General features: G+C 59.7%; 9 protein-coding genes. 4 read left to right on the forward strand and 5 right to left on the reverse strand.

Annotation, left to right across the window (positions count from 1 at the left end):
- Positions 1-383: 383 nt before the first annotated feature.
- Positions 384-4,430, forward strand: coding sequence for a DUF1553 domain-containing protein (locus tag Mal15_RS14760; protein WP_147868478.1), 4,047 nt, complete (start codon positions 384-386; stop codon positions 4,428-4,430).
- Positions 4,420-5,901 carry a DUF1501 domain-containing protein gene (locus Mal15_RS14765; RefSeq protein ID WP_147868479.1) on the forward strand — a complete coding sequence of 494 codons (1,482 nt, stop codon included), beginning with the start codon at positions 4,420-4,422 and terminating at the stop codon, positions 5,899-5,901. Before Mal15_RS14760 ends, Mal15_RS14765 begins: the two co-directional genes overlap by 11 nt.
- A gap of 128 nt (positions 5,902-6,029) precedes the next feature.
- Here Mal15_RS14765 and Mal15_RS14770 read toward each other — a convergent pair whose 3' ends face one another.
- Positions 6,030-6,764 carry a hypothetical protein gene (locus Mal15_RS14770; protein WP_147868480.1) on the reverse strand — a complete coding sequence of 245 codons (735 nt, stop codon included), beginning with the start codon at positions 6,762-6,764 and terminating at the stop codon, positions 6,030-6,032.
- 658 nt (positions 6,765-7,422) lie between these two features.
- Between Mal15_RS14770 and Mal15_RS14775 the strand changes: the two genes are divergently transcribed.
- Positions 7,423-8,652, forward strand: a complete 1,230-nt coding sequence (locus tag Mal15_RS14775; RefSeq protein WP_147868481.1) for a DUF1015 domain-containing protein — start codon at positions 7,423-7,425, stop codon at positions 8,650-8,652.
- Between the two features lie 297 nt (positions 8,653-8,949).
- Here the strand turns inward: Mal15_RS14775 and Mal15_RS14780 are convergent, their stop codons facing one another.
- The 4 genes from Mal15_RS14780 to Mal15_RS14795 all read right to left on the reverse strand — a co-directional run bounded on the left by Mal15_RS14780 (position 8,950) and on the right by Mal15_RS14795 (position 13,536).
- Positions 8,950-10,035 carry an exonuclease domain-containing protein gene (locus Mal15_RS14780; RefSeq protein ID WP_147868482.1) on the reverse strand — a complete coding sequence of 362 codons (1,086 nt, stop codon included), beginning with the start codon at positions 10,033-10,035 and terminating at the stop codon, positions 8,950-8,952.
- Between the two features lie 206 nt (positions 10,036-10,241).
- Positions 10,242-10,718, reverse strand: a complete 477-nt coding sequence (gene rimI / locus Mal15_RS14785) for a ribosomal protein S18-alanine N-acetyltransferase (RefSeq protein ID WP_147872017.1) — start codon at positions 10,716-10,718, stop codon at positions 10,242-10,244.
- A gap of 401 nt (positions 10,719-11,119) precedes the next feature.
- Positions 11,120-12,388, reverse strand: a complete 1,269-nt coding sequence (locus Mal15_RS14790) for a lactate racemase domain-containing protein (RefSeq protein WP_147868483.1) — start codon at positions 12,386-12,388, stop codon at positions 11,120-11,122.
- Entirely contained in the window at positions 12,385-13,536 is a 1,152-nt protein-coding gene (locus Mal15_RS14795; RefSeq protein WP_147868484.1) for a tRNA dihydrouridine synthase, read from the reverse strand. Before Mal15_RS14795 ends, Mal15_RS14790 begins: the two co-directional genes overlap by 4 nt.
- Before the next feature lie 60 nt (positions 13,537-13,596).
- On the opposite strand from Mal15_RS14795, the gene Mal15_RS14800 reads away from it, so the two are divergent.
- Positions 13,597-14,631, forward strand: coding sequence for an aldose epimerase family protein (locus Mal15_RS14800; protein ID WP_147868485.1), 1,035 nt, complete (start codon positions 13,597-13,599; stop codon positions 14,629-14,631).
- The last annotated feature ends 4 nt before the right edge of the window (positions 14,632-14,635 follow it).

The raw sequence follows: 14,635 nt of genomic DNA on the forward strand, positions 1-14,635 counted from the left end.
GTTGCTTGGCGAATTGGGGTGGGCTAGGCTCTGTCTCATGGCGGAGATTCGGTGCCCCGCTTCGGTGCGAAATAAGGGAGGGTTTGGCGTGAGTGTTGGTGTTCAGGCTTTAGGGCAATACCACCTACTCTATGAGCCGACGACGCTAGCCGCGGGCCTTGGATTGCCTTGCGAGACTTGTAAGGCCCGAGGCTAGCGCCTACGGCTCAGTTTGTGATCGAATGTAAGGCCCGAGGCTAGCGCCTACGGCTCAGTTTGCGATCGAAAGTAGGTGGTATTGGGCTTTAGCCGCCACTTTCGCTGCGTCGCAGCGACCGGGAGTCGCCTAAAGGCGAGACACCAACGATTGCGGGATCCTCCACACCACGTTGCTTGAGAACTCTATGCGTTTTGTCTTCATCTTGCTGTTGGCATGTTGCTCCACGTCCGTCGGTCTCGCGAAAACCATCACGGAAGCGGAACGCGAATTCTTTGAATCGAAGATCCGTCCGGTGTTGATTGAGCATTGTTACCAGTGCCATAACTCGACCGATTCGGCCGAAGGAGGATTGGTGGTCGATCATCGCGAGGCGCTGCTGCGTGGAGGCGACGGTGGCGCCGTGATCGTCGATGGCGATCCGGCGGCAAGCCGGCTGATCAAGGTATTGCGGCACGAGATCGATGGGTTGGAGATGCCCGAAGGCGGGCCCAAATTGGACGAGCAGGTCGTTCGTGATTTTGAGCGTTGGATCCGCATCGGCATGCCCGATCCACGCGACGAACCGCCATCCGGGGACGAACTTCGGGAATCGAACTCGTGGGCGCAAACGTTGCAGCGGCGACGCCAGTGGTGGAGTCTTCAGCCGATCATGCCGGTCGAGCCTCCCGACCGCGATGACTCCGCAAACCCCGTCGATCGCTTCATCAACGCCGCCGTCGAATCCAATGGACTGGAAGCCTCACCCGCGGCCGACACCGCAACGTTGGTGCGACGATTGTCGTTCGCGATTGTCGGATTGCCCCCGTCGCCCGACGACGCCAAATCCTGGACGCGCCGGATCGAGACCGCAACTGACCGAGACACGGTGGTTGGCGAATTGATCGACGAGTTGCTCGCCAGCCACCGGTTCGGCCAACGCTGGGCGAGGCATTGGATGGATTGGATTCGCTACGCCGAATCGCATGGCAGTGAAGGCGACCCGGGGATCGAAAATGCGTGGCACTATCGCGACTACTTGATCCGCGCGCTCAACCAAGACGTTCCCTATGATCAACTGATCAAGGAGCACATCGCCGGCGACTTGTTGCCCGCGCCGAGAATCAACACCGAACTGGGGATCAACGAATCGGCGATCGGCACGGCACACTGGCGAATGGTGTTTCATGGCTTCGCACCGACCGACGCGTTGGATGAAAAGGTGCGGTTCATCGATGACGAAATCAATGTCTTTAGCAAGGCCTTCCTGGGGCTGACGGTCTCCTGCGCCCGCTGTCACGACCACAAGTTCGATGCCATCAGCCAGGCCGACTACTACGCACTGTTCGGTGTCCTGGCGTCCTGTCGGCCGGGACGTAACGTGGTCGATGTGCAGCCCAAGCAAGAACTTCACCGTGCGACACTTGCCGAATTGAAACTGCAGATCCGGGATGCGATCGCAAGTCAATGGTTGGACGATTGTCAGGAGGCGGCTGAGCGGTTCATCAAATCCGAGACCAATGCCGGCAAGCCGTCCGGAATGGTCGAAGTGCTCGGCCAGCTTCGCAAATCGATCGCCGATGGAAGGTCCTTTCCGGACGCCTGGAAACAACTCGTCGAGGAACAGTTGCATCGACGCGCGGCGGTGGAAGCATTCTTCGGCGATTCGGATTCGCTGCAGTGGGATTTGGCGGACGCGGATGCTGGAGGTCAGTGGCATTCCTACGGGATCGGGCTGGAAGGCCCATCGCTGGCCGGGCAGTTTTCCATCGCCGACGACGATCAGGGGATTTTGACCGGCATCTATCCAGCGGGTGTCTACACCCATGGACTTTCGACAAAGCATCCCGGGCGGCTGACATCACCCGACTTTGATTTGGCGGAAAACCAGGCTGTCGTCGCCGAAGTGATCGGTGAAAACGATGCCAGTTTGCGGTACGTCGTCCAGGACTATCCTCGCAGCGGAACCGTCTACCCTGTGATGCGTCTCAATGGCGATTGGAGATTCCAGCGATACGATCTTTCGTACTGGAGCGGTGACTCGATTCATCTGGAACTGGCAACCGCGATGGACGCGCCGCTGTTGACGTCGGACAGACCCCGATCTTGGTTCGGCGTGCGAAGGATCGTCGTGGCGGACAAGGATCACCAGGTTCCCGAGTCCGCTGCCGAAGGGTTCTTGGCGGTCGCCGCGAATGCACAAGCCGACTTGCCCGAGAACTGGTCCGACGTGCAGACGCAGTTGCAATCGACGATCGAAGCGGCGGTCGCGGCGTGGCGGTCGGATTCGATGACCGATGAACAAGCCGTCTTGCTAGACGATTGCTTGAAGATTGGCGCGCTGCCGAACTCATTGCCGCAGCTTCCGGAACTCAGTGCGTTGGTCAGCCGTTACCGAAGCTTGGAAAACGAGATCCCGGTGCCGACGCGCGTCCCCGGGCTGGAAGAGTCCGTGGGAACCGATCAGCCGCTGATGGTCCGTGGCAGCCACAAGCATCTGGCCGATCCCGTGCCGCGACGGTTTCTCGAAGTGATCGATGACAGCCCCTATGATTCTCCGATCAGCGGACGAGCGGAATTGGCTGAGGATCTGTTGCGCGACGATAATCCGTTGACGAAACGCGTGATCGTCAATCGGATCTGGCATCATCTGTTCGGCCGCGGACTGGTGTCCACCCCGAACAATTTCGGACGCTTGGGAAATCCACCGTCCCATCCCGAATTGCTCGATTATCTGGCGACACGTTTCGCCCGCGAGGGATGGTCGATCAAGAACCTGATTCGGTTGATCGTGTCGTCGCAGTCATGGCAACGTTCGTCCATGCCCTTGCCCGGTGTTCAAGAAGCGGATCCGGAGAACGTGTACTTGGCCCGGGCGAACGTGCGTCGGTTGGAAGCCGAATCGATCCGAGATTCGTTGCTCAGTGTGTCCGGCAACTTGGATGACCGACTGGGTGGTCCGCCGGTTCCAGCCTCATCACCGCGCCGCAGTGTCTATGTGCGTGTGATCCGCAACAACCTGGACCCGTTTCTGCGCGCGTTCGATTTTCCCGAGCCCTTCAGCAGCGTCGGCCGACGGGATGTCACGAACGTCCCCGCGCAATCGTTGGCGATCATGAACGATGCGCAAATCACTGGCATCGCCAACGATTGGACACGCCAAACATTGGCAGTACTGGAATCCGAGGGCGACCAGCGGGCGATCGAGCAGCTATTTCTACAGGCGTTCTCAAGACAGCCGACGGAACGCGAAATCGACCAAGCGCGAACGTTCATCGCGGAGATGCAGACGGAATTTGACCGGCGGGGTCGCGAAGGAGCGGAATTGGAATCACACATCAAGCGGCTCGAATCCTCCATCAATGCACGCTGGGACGTCGCGCGGGAAAGGCTGGGGGAAGACGCAGAATTGAACGGGGCATCGCCAACCACGGAACTTCCGGTGCCGATCGGGCATTGGGACTTTACCGAGGGACTGGAGGATCGGATGGGTCACGCGAACGTGACGCTCAAAGGCGGTGCGGTCCAGAATGAAAGCGGCCTAATGGTGCGCGACGGTGGCTACGCGGTGACGGCTCCCATCGACGTGCCGATTTCGCAAAAGACGATGGAAGTTTGGCTCAAACTGGCGAATCTTGAGCAACGTGCCGGCGGCGCGATCACGCTGCAGTCACCTGACGGAGTGCAATTTGACGCGATCGTGTTCGCCGAACGTGATGCCGGTCAGTGGCTTGCCGGCAGCAATAACTTTCGACGGACCGAACCGTTCGGTGGTTCAAGGGAAACGTCGGCTGACCGTGAGGTGGTGCACGTGGCAATCACCTATGATGCCCAGGGGACGATCACCGGTTACCGCAACGGTCAACCATACGGAAAATCGTATCGCAGCGACGGCCCGCTTGTCTTCGCCGCCGGGCGGTCGATCGTCGGTTTCGGAGTTCGTCACTTGCCGGCCGGCGGGAACCGCTTGCTTTCCGGGACGATTTTGGAGGCCAGGCTGTACGACCACGCGCTCTCGGCGGAACAGATCGCCGCATCAGCCGAGCACTCGGCGTCGTTCGTTTCCGAAGAATTGCTTCTGAAGCAACTGACCGAAGTCGAACGGACGGAGATGCAACGGGACCGCGCGTCGTTGGCCGAATTGACCCGTCGACTGAAATCGATTCCACAGTCAAAATTTGACGCCGAGGGGCAGGCGTGGTCAGAGCTGGCCCGCGCGTTGTTATCGTTCAAGGAGTTTATTTATGTCCGATGATCATCGAACACGGTTTCCCGCGGGATCGAAGCGGTCACGCAGGTACTTTTTGGAACGCTGCTCGAACGGGTTCGGTGCGGCGGCGCTGACTGCGATGATGCACGGCCAAGGGTTTGGCAACACGCCCGCGAGCAAGGCGGAACCTGCGTTGCCCGCCGGTGCGGCGATGCGGCGATTTCATCATGCCCCAAAAGTCAAGCATGTGATCTTTTGCTACATGTCTGGCGGCGTGTCCCATGTGGATTCGTTCGATCCGAAACCGAAGCTGGAACAACTGCACGGGCAACCGATGCCGGTGCAAGTGGAACGGACTCAGTTCAACCGCAACGGCAACGTGATGGCCAGCCCTTTCAAGTTCACGCCGCGGGGTGATTCGGGGATGCCGATTAGCGACCTGTTTCCCGAAATTGCTTCGGTCGCCGACGAGTTGGCCGTCGTGCGTTCGATGACCACGCCCGTCAATGAACACGCCCAAGGCAACTTCGTGATGCACTCGGGATTTCCGTTCATGGGGCATCCCAGCGCGGGCGCTTGGTGTTCCTATGGTTTAGGAAGCGAGAACGAGAATCTGCCAGGGTTTGTGGTGCTGCAAAGCGGCAGTGCGATCGTGCCCCACGGCGGCCTGAGTTTGTTCAGCAGCGGGTTTTTGCCCGCACAACACCAGGGATCGATTCTGAAGGCCGACAAAGTTGAAGCGATCCGTAACATTCGCCCACGCGGACTGCAAGACGACCAGCAGCGGCGGATGGAGTTTGCCAAGTCGTTCGATGAACAATTCCTAAGCGATACCGGTGGGGACGCGCAGGTCGAAGCAGCGATCGAGAATTACGAAACGGCGTTCCGCATGCAGACATCGGTTCCAGAGCTTTGTGACATTTCTGGCGAGAGCGATTTGACTCGACGCCAATACGGGTTGGATTCCAGCGATCCAGAAAAGGCGGCGTATGCACGGCAGTGTTTGCTTGCGCGACGCTTGGTGGAACGCGGCGTCCGGTTCGTCGAACTGAGTTGCTTGACCAAGGGGATCGGCGCCGGCGGCGCGGCCAACCCCTGGGACCAGCATGGAGATTTGGAGAAAGGTCACCGGGCGATGGGATTTCAAGTCGACCAACCGATCGCGGCCTTGATCAAGGACTTGCGGGCGCGCGGATTGCTGGAGGAAACGTTGATCGTTTGGGCGGGAGAGTTTGGACGGACGCCGTTTTCACAAGGAAGCAACGGACGCGATCACAACCCCCAAGGGTTTAGCGTCTGGTTGGCCGGCGGCGGGGTCAAGGGCGGGACGATCTATGGTGCGACCGATGAACTGGGCTATCACGCCGTCGAAAACGCTTGCACGGTCTATGACCTGTGGGCCACTGTGTTGCATCTATTGGGCGTCGACCACGAGAAACTGACCTATCGCTACAGCGGACGTGACATGCGGTTGACCGACGTTTTCGGCAACGTCCTCACCGATATCCTCAGCTAAAGCAATCGTACGACGTCCGTCCGAGGTCGTCGCACCGAGCCCCACGGACGACGCCCCGGAACGGTCCAGCGTACCGTGAAGAGAGACCGACCTGCGCCGGGTGGTCCTTGAAAGAATCTCGCGCGAGACTACTTCCCAAAGGTGCTTTGGATCAGCACCATCATTTCGCCCTGGTTATCGGTCGGATCAAGGTCGAACATCTTTAAGAAGAACCGTCCTGAATTGTCCGCGACGAAATCGCCGCCGTTTTTGACGACGAAGGGCTTGGCCGTTTCCAGATCACCTGGCGTGGATGCGATGACCCCGATCAGTGTGCCCAGCTTGATGCGGGAATCACGCGGTTTCATCTTCTCGGGAATCTCCACTCCTTCTGGTCCGGTTTCCAGCACGACTTTCCAGGTGCCTTGGACTTCGACGTGCACCGGCATGCCCTTTTGCAGTTGAGCGCCGGAGTCCTGCCAGCCCGAATTCGCCTCGACGCGGACCAGTTGACGATCCCGCATCGACTGCATCTGCAGCATGCGTTTCACGCCCGCTTCGGCTTCGGGGTACTTGGGGACAAGCCGCGACATCGCCTCAAAGACTTCACGAGCCTTGTCGTATTGCTTCTTGCGTTCGTATTCCCCGGCCAACTTTTCCGCTTTAACGATGAACTCCTTGTGCAGCGAGAGCAGTTCGGGATCGCTGGGGAGATCCGGCTGATTCTTCGCCGCATCTTTGACTGCCTGGTCCATCCGCCGCTGCAGTTGTTGTTGCTGCTGTTGAAAGCGTTTCAGGTTCGCATTTTGAGCGAAAACGGATTGCTGGAAATCAATCGCCAGGCAGGCGGCGAGGACGATAAACAGGAGAGGGATTCGAAGCATGGTCTGAGAAGGCTTTCGTGACGGCGTCTTGCGGGGGCATTCCAAGGGTAGCTTTAGAACGTGTAAACCGAGCATTTGTCATTCGAAAACCGGAAAACACCGCAAATTGTCGAACCGCAGTCTCAGCTGTTCCCCCAAGAAAGCGTCGCGCCTGGCCCTGGGGAGCAACGTTCGGCCGCCTGCGGCGGCGTGGAGAACAATTGAGACAATGGTTCTACACTGTCGAACCGCTGTCTCAGCTGTTCCCCCAAGGAAGCGTCGCGCCCGGCCCTGGGGAGCAACGCTCGGCCGCCTGCGGCGGCGTGGAGAACAATTGAGACAATGGTTCCACACTGTCGAACCGCAGTCTCAGCTGTTCCCCCAAGAAAGCGTCGCGCCTGGCCCTGGGGAGCAACGCTCGGCCGCCTGCGGCGGCGTGGAGAACAATTGAGACAATGGTTCTACACTGTAGGACCGCTGTCGGACGCGACCACCCGGAGAAGCGGGAAGTCGTTGCTAAGAATCGACAACATTTCCCGCAGGAACGCGGCGTTGATCGGGAATGCGACGCTGTCACCGGCGGCGGGGCGGGGGTGTCGCGGAGACGGTTGGGGGCGTATAACGTTCGCGTTTCTGATCTCGATTTCCCCGATCTCCCCAGCGATACAAAAGTCCTCCGATGCCACGCGTTAAACCGTTTCGTGCCGTTCGCCCCACTGCGGAAAAGGCCGCTCAGGTCGCCAGCGTTCCCTACGATGTCGTCAATCGCGAGGAAGCGGCCTCGCTCGCCGAAGGCAACGCCGATTCGTTCTTGCACGTGGTCCGCCCCGATATCGACTTGCCGGCCGATACGGATCCCTATGCCGATGAGATCTACGCCAAGGCCGCCGAAAACCTGCAGCGGTTGGTCGGCGACGGAGTGCTGCAACAGGATGACGCGGAAGCCGTGTTTCTGTACCGCCAGATCATGAACGGCAAAAGCCAGGTCGGCGTCGTGTGCTGCTGTCACGTCGAGGACTATGAAAACAATCTGATCTTGAAGCATGAGTTCACGCGACCGGCCAAGGAAGACGATCGGACGCGACACGTGATGACGTTGAACGCCCACGCCGGACCGGTCTTTTTGACCTATCGCGACAACCCCGATTTGAACGGGTTGGTCGCTGCCGCGATCCGCGAAACCCCGCTGTACGATTTCACCGCCAGTGACGGGGTGCAGCACACCGTGTGGAGGATCGAGAAATCCGCCAGCTACGTCGCCGCGCTGACCGCCGTGCCGGAGTTCTACGTCGCCGACGGCCACCACCGCGCCGCGAGCGCCTGGCGCGCCGGAAAAGCTCGCCGCGAGGCCAACCCGGATCACAATGGGAACGAAGAGTACAACTGGTTCTTGACGGTGTTGTTTCCCGCGTCCCAGTTGAACATCTTGGCGTACAACCGAATCATCAAGGACCTGAACGATCAGACGCCTGATCAGATTCGTGAGCGATTGGCAGCCGTCGGCAGCCTGGAAGAAACGACGCAGCCGGTGCCCGATCGCGCCGGGACGTTTTGCGTCTACCTGGACGGCAAATGGTGGCGATTGCGAGTCCCCGCCGATTCGATCGACCACCACGATGCGATCAACAGCTTGGATGTGGCGATCTTGGAACAGCGCGTGATCCGCCCGATCTTTGGGATCGAAGATGTCCGCACCGATCCGCGAATCGATTTTGTCGGCGGGATCCGCGGGACGAAGGAGCTTGAAAAGCGGGTCGATTCGGGTGAGTGGGCATTCGCCGTTTCGATGTTCCCGACGTCGATCGAGCAATTGATGGCGGTCAGCGATGCCGGCGAAGTGATGCCGCCCAAGAGCACCTGGTTCGAGCCGAAGTTGCGGAGCGGATTGCTGACGCACCTGTTGGATTGACCGCTCTTGTGGTTCAGGGGGCTCGGCGGTTTGAGAGACGCTGAGCGACAGCCCATCGACCCTCCCTTCCAGGGAGGGTTTTCTCTTCAATTGACGCCGATTGGGCGACCGCCCGGAAGGGCCGTCGTACGGTGGGCACGGTGAAGGCGTACGGCAGACGATCTAGCCGGAAAGCGCCACTTTATACAAGAAACATCGTGCAATCGCCGTGCGAACGTAGCTACGTTCGCCAGAAGGTGGATCTCCGGCGTCTTCCACGCTCTGGAGAGCGTAGCTACATCAAGTGACGCTATCCAGCTAGAGTCCGATCATGGTGAGAAATTCGGACTCACTGATGATTTGTAGCTCCTTTCGATCGGTCAGTTGGTCCACTTTCTGACGGTCGACCTCGGACGTGCCGATCACGACGCAGTTGGTCGATTCATCGACGTCGGCCTGGTGCACGCCGCCGCCGCGGCGCGTCAGGTCGATCGCTTGATCGTTGGTGATGACTCGCAGTTGCCCCACGATGACGATCTGTTTTCCACGCAGCGGTTGAATGAACTCCGCGCGGATCGACAACCGTTGCCAATCGATCTCGGAGGGTTGGGGATCCTGAGAAACGGTCGTGGAGGATCCGTACGCTGGCGGCGCTTCGCGAGTGATGGAGCCTTGCTTCGGTTCGCCGTAGGACCTTTCGTCAAAGGGATTGGCGGGCAGCGGCAGGGACAGGCCGCTGCCGCGACGAAGGGTGCGTTTGGGGAGCCCCTTGTCGGTTTTTCGTTTGGCGGTCGATTTCTTTGGGCGGCCTTTCTTGGCGGCGTGGCTGACGCCCCACTCGCCCGCTTTCCCTCGCACGATGCGGAGTTTGTCTTCCAGGTCTTCGATCGATTCGGCCGAGCGGGCGATGCCTGCGGCCAGCAGGACTTTGGCGCACGCGCGAGAATCCTCTAGCGCGTCATGGTGCTTGAACTGGACGCCCAGCCAGTCGGCGAGCGGTTTGAGTCCGAACCGTCGGCGGTCGGGCCAGGTTTGACGCGCGATCAGCCGGGTGCAGGAGAACCGCAACTCCGGGATCGCGCAGTGGTGTCGTTGCAAGCAACCGATCAAGACGCCGATGTCGAAGGGGGCGTTGTGGGCGATCAAGCAGTCGTCGCCGAAGAAATCCCTGATCTCGTCCCAGGCGTCGCCGAAGTGGGGTTCGTGTTGAACGTCGGCCGGCTTGATTCCGTGGATGCGGATATTGCCTGGGGAGAAGAAGAACGGGTCGGGACGAATCATCCACATCCGTTCGTCGGCGATTTGGCCGTCGCGAACGACCACGGCCGCGAGTTGACAGGCGCTGTCGCGTCGTCGGTTCGCGGTTTCAAAGTCGATTGCCGTAAAGTTTGCCAGGAACGCCATGGCGAAAGTTTACGGCCAGTGGGCGAGATTTCCCAGTGGCGCGCCGGGCGTCTACCGCAGCTTCATTTGCGCGCTTGGCGATATGTCCGGAGCGTCGCCGTGTTCTCCGAACTCGGCGTGCGCGAAAAAGCGAAGCTTTGCCCGCGCCGACCTCGGAGAGGACGGCGACTGTCCGGCTTATTCGAAAACTGCGCCTCGACGGACGACTAACCTGCCATTCGCGAGATGCGGTTGCCCGGTTGAGCGATTTCGCTGGCGGTGGGGTGGTAGCGATATTGCATCAGGTAGGCGTCTTCGACGGTATCGTCATAGAAGTCACGCAGGACACTGATCGCGCGGAAACCCAGGTTCTTGAAGAACAGCTGGGCGTCCAGATTCGTCTCACGAACTTCCAGCATGATGCGGTTGCGTCGTTCGTGTGACAGTTTGCCGAACAGCTTGCTGCACATCGAGTTGCCGACGCCGTTGCGGCGTTGGTCGGGATGGACGGCGAAGTTCAGGATGTGCAACCGGTTCTTGTGCAATTCGTAGATCATGAATCCCACGATCTCGTCATCTTTCTCGGCGACCATGCCGATGCAGTTGCGTTGACGCAAGCAGCGGATGAAGTCTTCTTCGGTCCAAGCGAATTCGAAACAGTTCTGCTCGATCGCGAGGACAGACGGCATGTCGCGGCGAATCATCCAGCGGATGTGCACGCAGACCGGAGTTTCTTTGGTTTGTTTCACTTCTGGGCTCCTTTCCAGCGAGACGAAACCCGGCCACCTAATGCGGCCGGCAATCCGAAAAATGCGTCAACAAAACCAGCAAATCGTCCCGATCATCGCGTCGTTTGCCGTGTCCGGGGAAAATAGCAAACGACCCGTTACGAACCAAGACAGATTGTGAAGTCTTTCCGATTGGCGCGCTTTTCGCTCTCACTGCATGTGTTTCAGGGCGCGTGTGCCCCGCCCCGACCGGATCCCGTGACGTACCGGATCAATCATCGAGGGCGCTGCGCTCTTCCCATGGATCTACCCAAATTCAAACGCGTCGGATGGGGGGATGCTAGCGAAAAAACAAGAAACCAGAGATTATTTTTCGCTCAACTCAACTCAGCTTGCCAAAGCCCTAAGGCCGGGTTCTGGATGAAGTAGAATTCGCTGCCGTCGACGTCGGTGTGCCAGCCGTCGGTCAGCTTGCTGACGTCGTAGCGGTTCATCAACGCGTTGATGTCACCGGGCGTGTAGCCGACCGACGCGATCTCATCGGCCGATAACTTGCCGGCCCCGTAGACGACTTCGAAGCGGTTTTCGTGGGAGCCGTGCACCAGGTGGGCGGCGGCGGACGGGTTGGCGGCCAGGTCTTCGTTTTCGGCGACCAGCTGCACGATCTCGTTTTTGGTGCGGTAGCCGTACTTTCGGATCAGGCGATCGATTTCGCCGTCTTCGCCGAACTCTTCCACCGCCGGACCGAGGATGGTCAGCCGTCCGCCCGTTGCGATCGCCAGCCGGGTTCGATAGATCGCCTTGTTGCCCAGCCAGGTGCTTTTGAATTCCGACGGATCCAGGTAGGCGACGACATGTTGCGGCGGCTTTTCCAGGTGCGTGATGTTGACCTTGTAGGCCAGTTCGGCGGCCTTGAAAAAGGTTTCGTGGTCGTCGCCGATGTATAGCCCCCGCGTGTGAAGCGTTCCATCGGGCATTTGCTGGATCACGGTTAACGCATAGACGATGGGCATCCCTTTGCAGAATTCGTCTTGGGCATAATTCAGGATTTGTCGCAGCGGCGTGTCGGCCCGCCCCAAGGTCTGTTCGATGCCGTAGACGGCGCTCAAGTAGTGACTTTCGTTGATCCCTTCGACGCCGCCGGTCCCGACGAAGACGTTCTTGTTGTAGTTGGCCATCCCGATGACTTCGTGCGGGACGACTTGGCCGATGGAGAAGATCAGGTCGTGTCCGCCGTCGCGGAGCATCTTGTTGACTTGCGCTTTCCAGGGTTTGTTGTACAGCCCGCCGGTCACGTCGGAGACGAATGACGCCGGAACGGTTCCCAAGGTCACGACATCGTCTCGCCAGCGGTGGGGGCGAAACAGGTCCAACGGCACACCGGGGAACATGTGCGAAAGCTGTTCCGGTTTCATCGGGCTGTGGGTGCCCAGGGCGGGCATGATGTCGGCGACGCGCTGGCCCAGCATTTCGTGGCACAGCGCGGTGATCTCGCCGGCGCGGCTGAACAGTCGCGTGTGGTCCGGGGGCAACAGCAACGCTTTGTTCGGCTGACCGATCTTGGCAAACGTTTCTTCGAGCGCCGCTCGCAAGTCGTCGGAGGTCAGCGATGTCGATTCGCTGCCGGTTTCAAAGTAGCTGGTCATTTTTCTTCCTGGCTGCCGTGGCAATCACGGGGGATCATCCGCCCGGGGCCGTCGTTGCCGTAGTGGAGTTGAAGTGCGGCTTCGAAGTCGGCTCGCGTTTTCAGTTTAACGAGCGACAGACGAACCGTTTCGTACTGGGGATGGGACTGGCTGTATTTGATGGCGAATTTTCGCATCAACAAGGGGGCTCGGGCTTCGCCGTAGGTTTGTTCGCACAGCGCAAAGTGCTCGCGCATCACCGCGGCTTGTTGAAACAGCGTGGGCGGTTCGGGGAGCGGTTTTCCGGAGGCGAGTGCGCGGGCTTGCTGGAAGATCCAGGGGTTGCCGATCGCGCCGCGGGCGACGGTGACGCCGTCGATCCCCGTTTGATCGATCATCCGCAAGCAGTCCGCCGCCGAGAACAAATCGCCGCTGCCGAGAATCTGCATCGATCCTCCGACGTGGGATTTCACGTCGCGCAAGAATTCCCAACGACTGGGGCCGACGTAGCGTTGCACGACCGTCCGGCCGTGCACGGTGGCGGCGGCCAGGCCGGCGTCGCGTGCGCCGTCTAAGATCTCGAAAAACGCGTCGCGGGATTCCGCCGAATCGTCGATGCCGCGGCGCATTTTGACGGTGACGGGAATCTGGGGGGGAACGATGTCGCGCGTCCGCTGCAGGATCTCGATCGCCACCTCGGGTTGGGAAAGATGGAACCCGCCACGGCATCGCCCCAAGACTTTCTTCACCGGGCAGCCGAAATTGACGTCGATGATGTCGAACCCGGCTTCGACCAACTTGAGTGCCCCGAGCGAAAACTGCTCCGGTTCGGCCCCCATCAATTGGCCGCCGACGGGGTGTTCGTCCGGGTGGATGTCCAAAAAGTGCTTGGTCTTTTGGCGTTTTCCCAGTGCCAACAAAAACTGATCCAGCATCACTTCACAAACGCTGTAGCTGGCGCCATGTCGCCGCGCGATCACCCGCATGGGCAAATCGCTGTAGCCGCTCAAGGCCGCTTGGACGACCGGGAATCCGATCGCGACGTCGCCGATTTTCAATTCCCGGTACCGATTCGGGGATGCGGTCGCCGCCGCCCGATCGCCGGGAGCGACGTGTCGATCGGTGGCATGAAGGGTGCCCCCATTCAATTCCCCAAGCGGACCGGTCATGATGTTGCGTTCTCTGATAACCTTGCTGACGAACTGTAATTCTACGATAGCCCAACGAACATGAAGATCGAAACCGCCTCTTTCGGAACCGCCGACGACCAGCCGATCACCCGTTACACGCTGGTTAATTCGAGCGGTCACAAAGTCAGCGTGATGAACTACGGCGCCACGCTGTTGGACGTCGAGGTTCCCGATCGCGATGGCACCTTGGCCAACGTCAATTTAAGTTTTGATAATCTGGATCGATACGTTGCCGGCCACCCGTATTTCGGCAGCAGCGTCGGTCGGTTCTGCAACCGGATCGGCAACGCGAAATTCACGATCGATGGCACTGAGTATGCTCTGGTCGTCAATCATGGAAAACACCAACTGCACGGTGGGAACAAGAATTTTTCCTACCAGGTCTGGTCCGCCGAAACGCTGGAGCAGGACGGATCGGTGGGGGTGCGATTCCGTTTGACCAGCCCCGACGGGGACAACGGCTTTCCCGGGACCGTCGAAGCGATCGCCGAGTACAGCTGGAATGACGCCGATGAGCTGAAAATCGTCTATTCCGCGACGACCGACCAAGCGACGCATGTCAATTTGACCAACCACAGCTACTGGAACCTGCGTGGGGCCGGATCCGGAACGGCCAAAGGCCACGTCGCGACCATCCAGGCCGATCAGTACTTGGACGTTGACGACGACTTGATTCCGACCGGCGAGTCCAACGACGTGGCCGAAACACCGCTGGATTTTCGGACCCCGACCCCGCTGGGCGATCGCGTCGATCAGCTGCCGGCAACCAAGGGCTATGACCACTGCTACATCGTTCGCGGCGAGCCAGGTCAGCTACGCAAGGCGGCGCTGGTGGTCGATCCGGAATCGGGGCGAACGCTGGAGATCGAAACGACCCAGCCGGGCATCCAGCTGTACACCGCCAACCATCTCGGCGGCGGCCCCGAAACCGGCGGCAACGGATCCCACGACGCATTCTGTTTGGAGACGCAGCATTATCCCGATGCCCCCAACAAGCCGAATTTCCCCAGCACCCTGCTGCGTCCGGGCGACTCGATGTCCGAAACCACGATCCACCGGTTCGGCGTGCAGTGAGAAT

It is taken from the genome of Stieleria maiorica (assembly GCF_008035925.1).
Classification (GTDB): Bacteria; Planctomycetota; Planctomycetia; order Pirellulales; family Pirellulaceae; genus Stieleria; species Stieleria maiorica.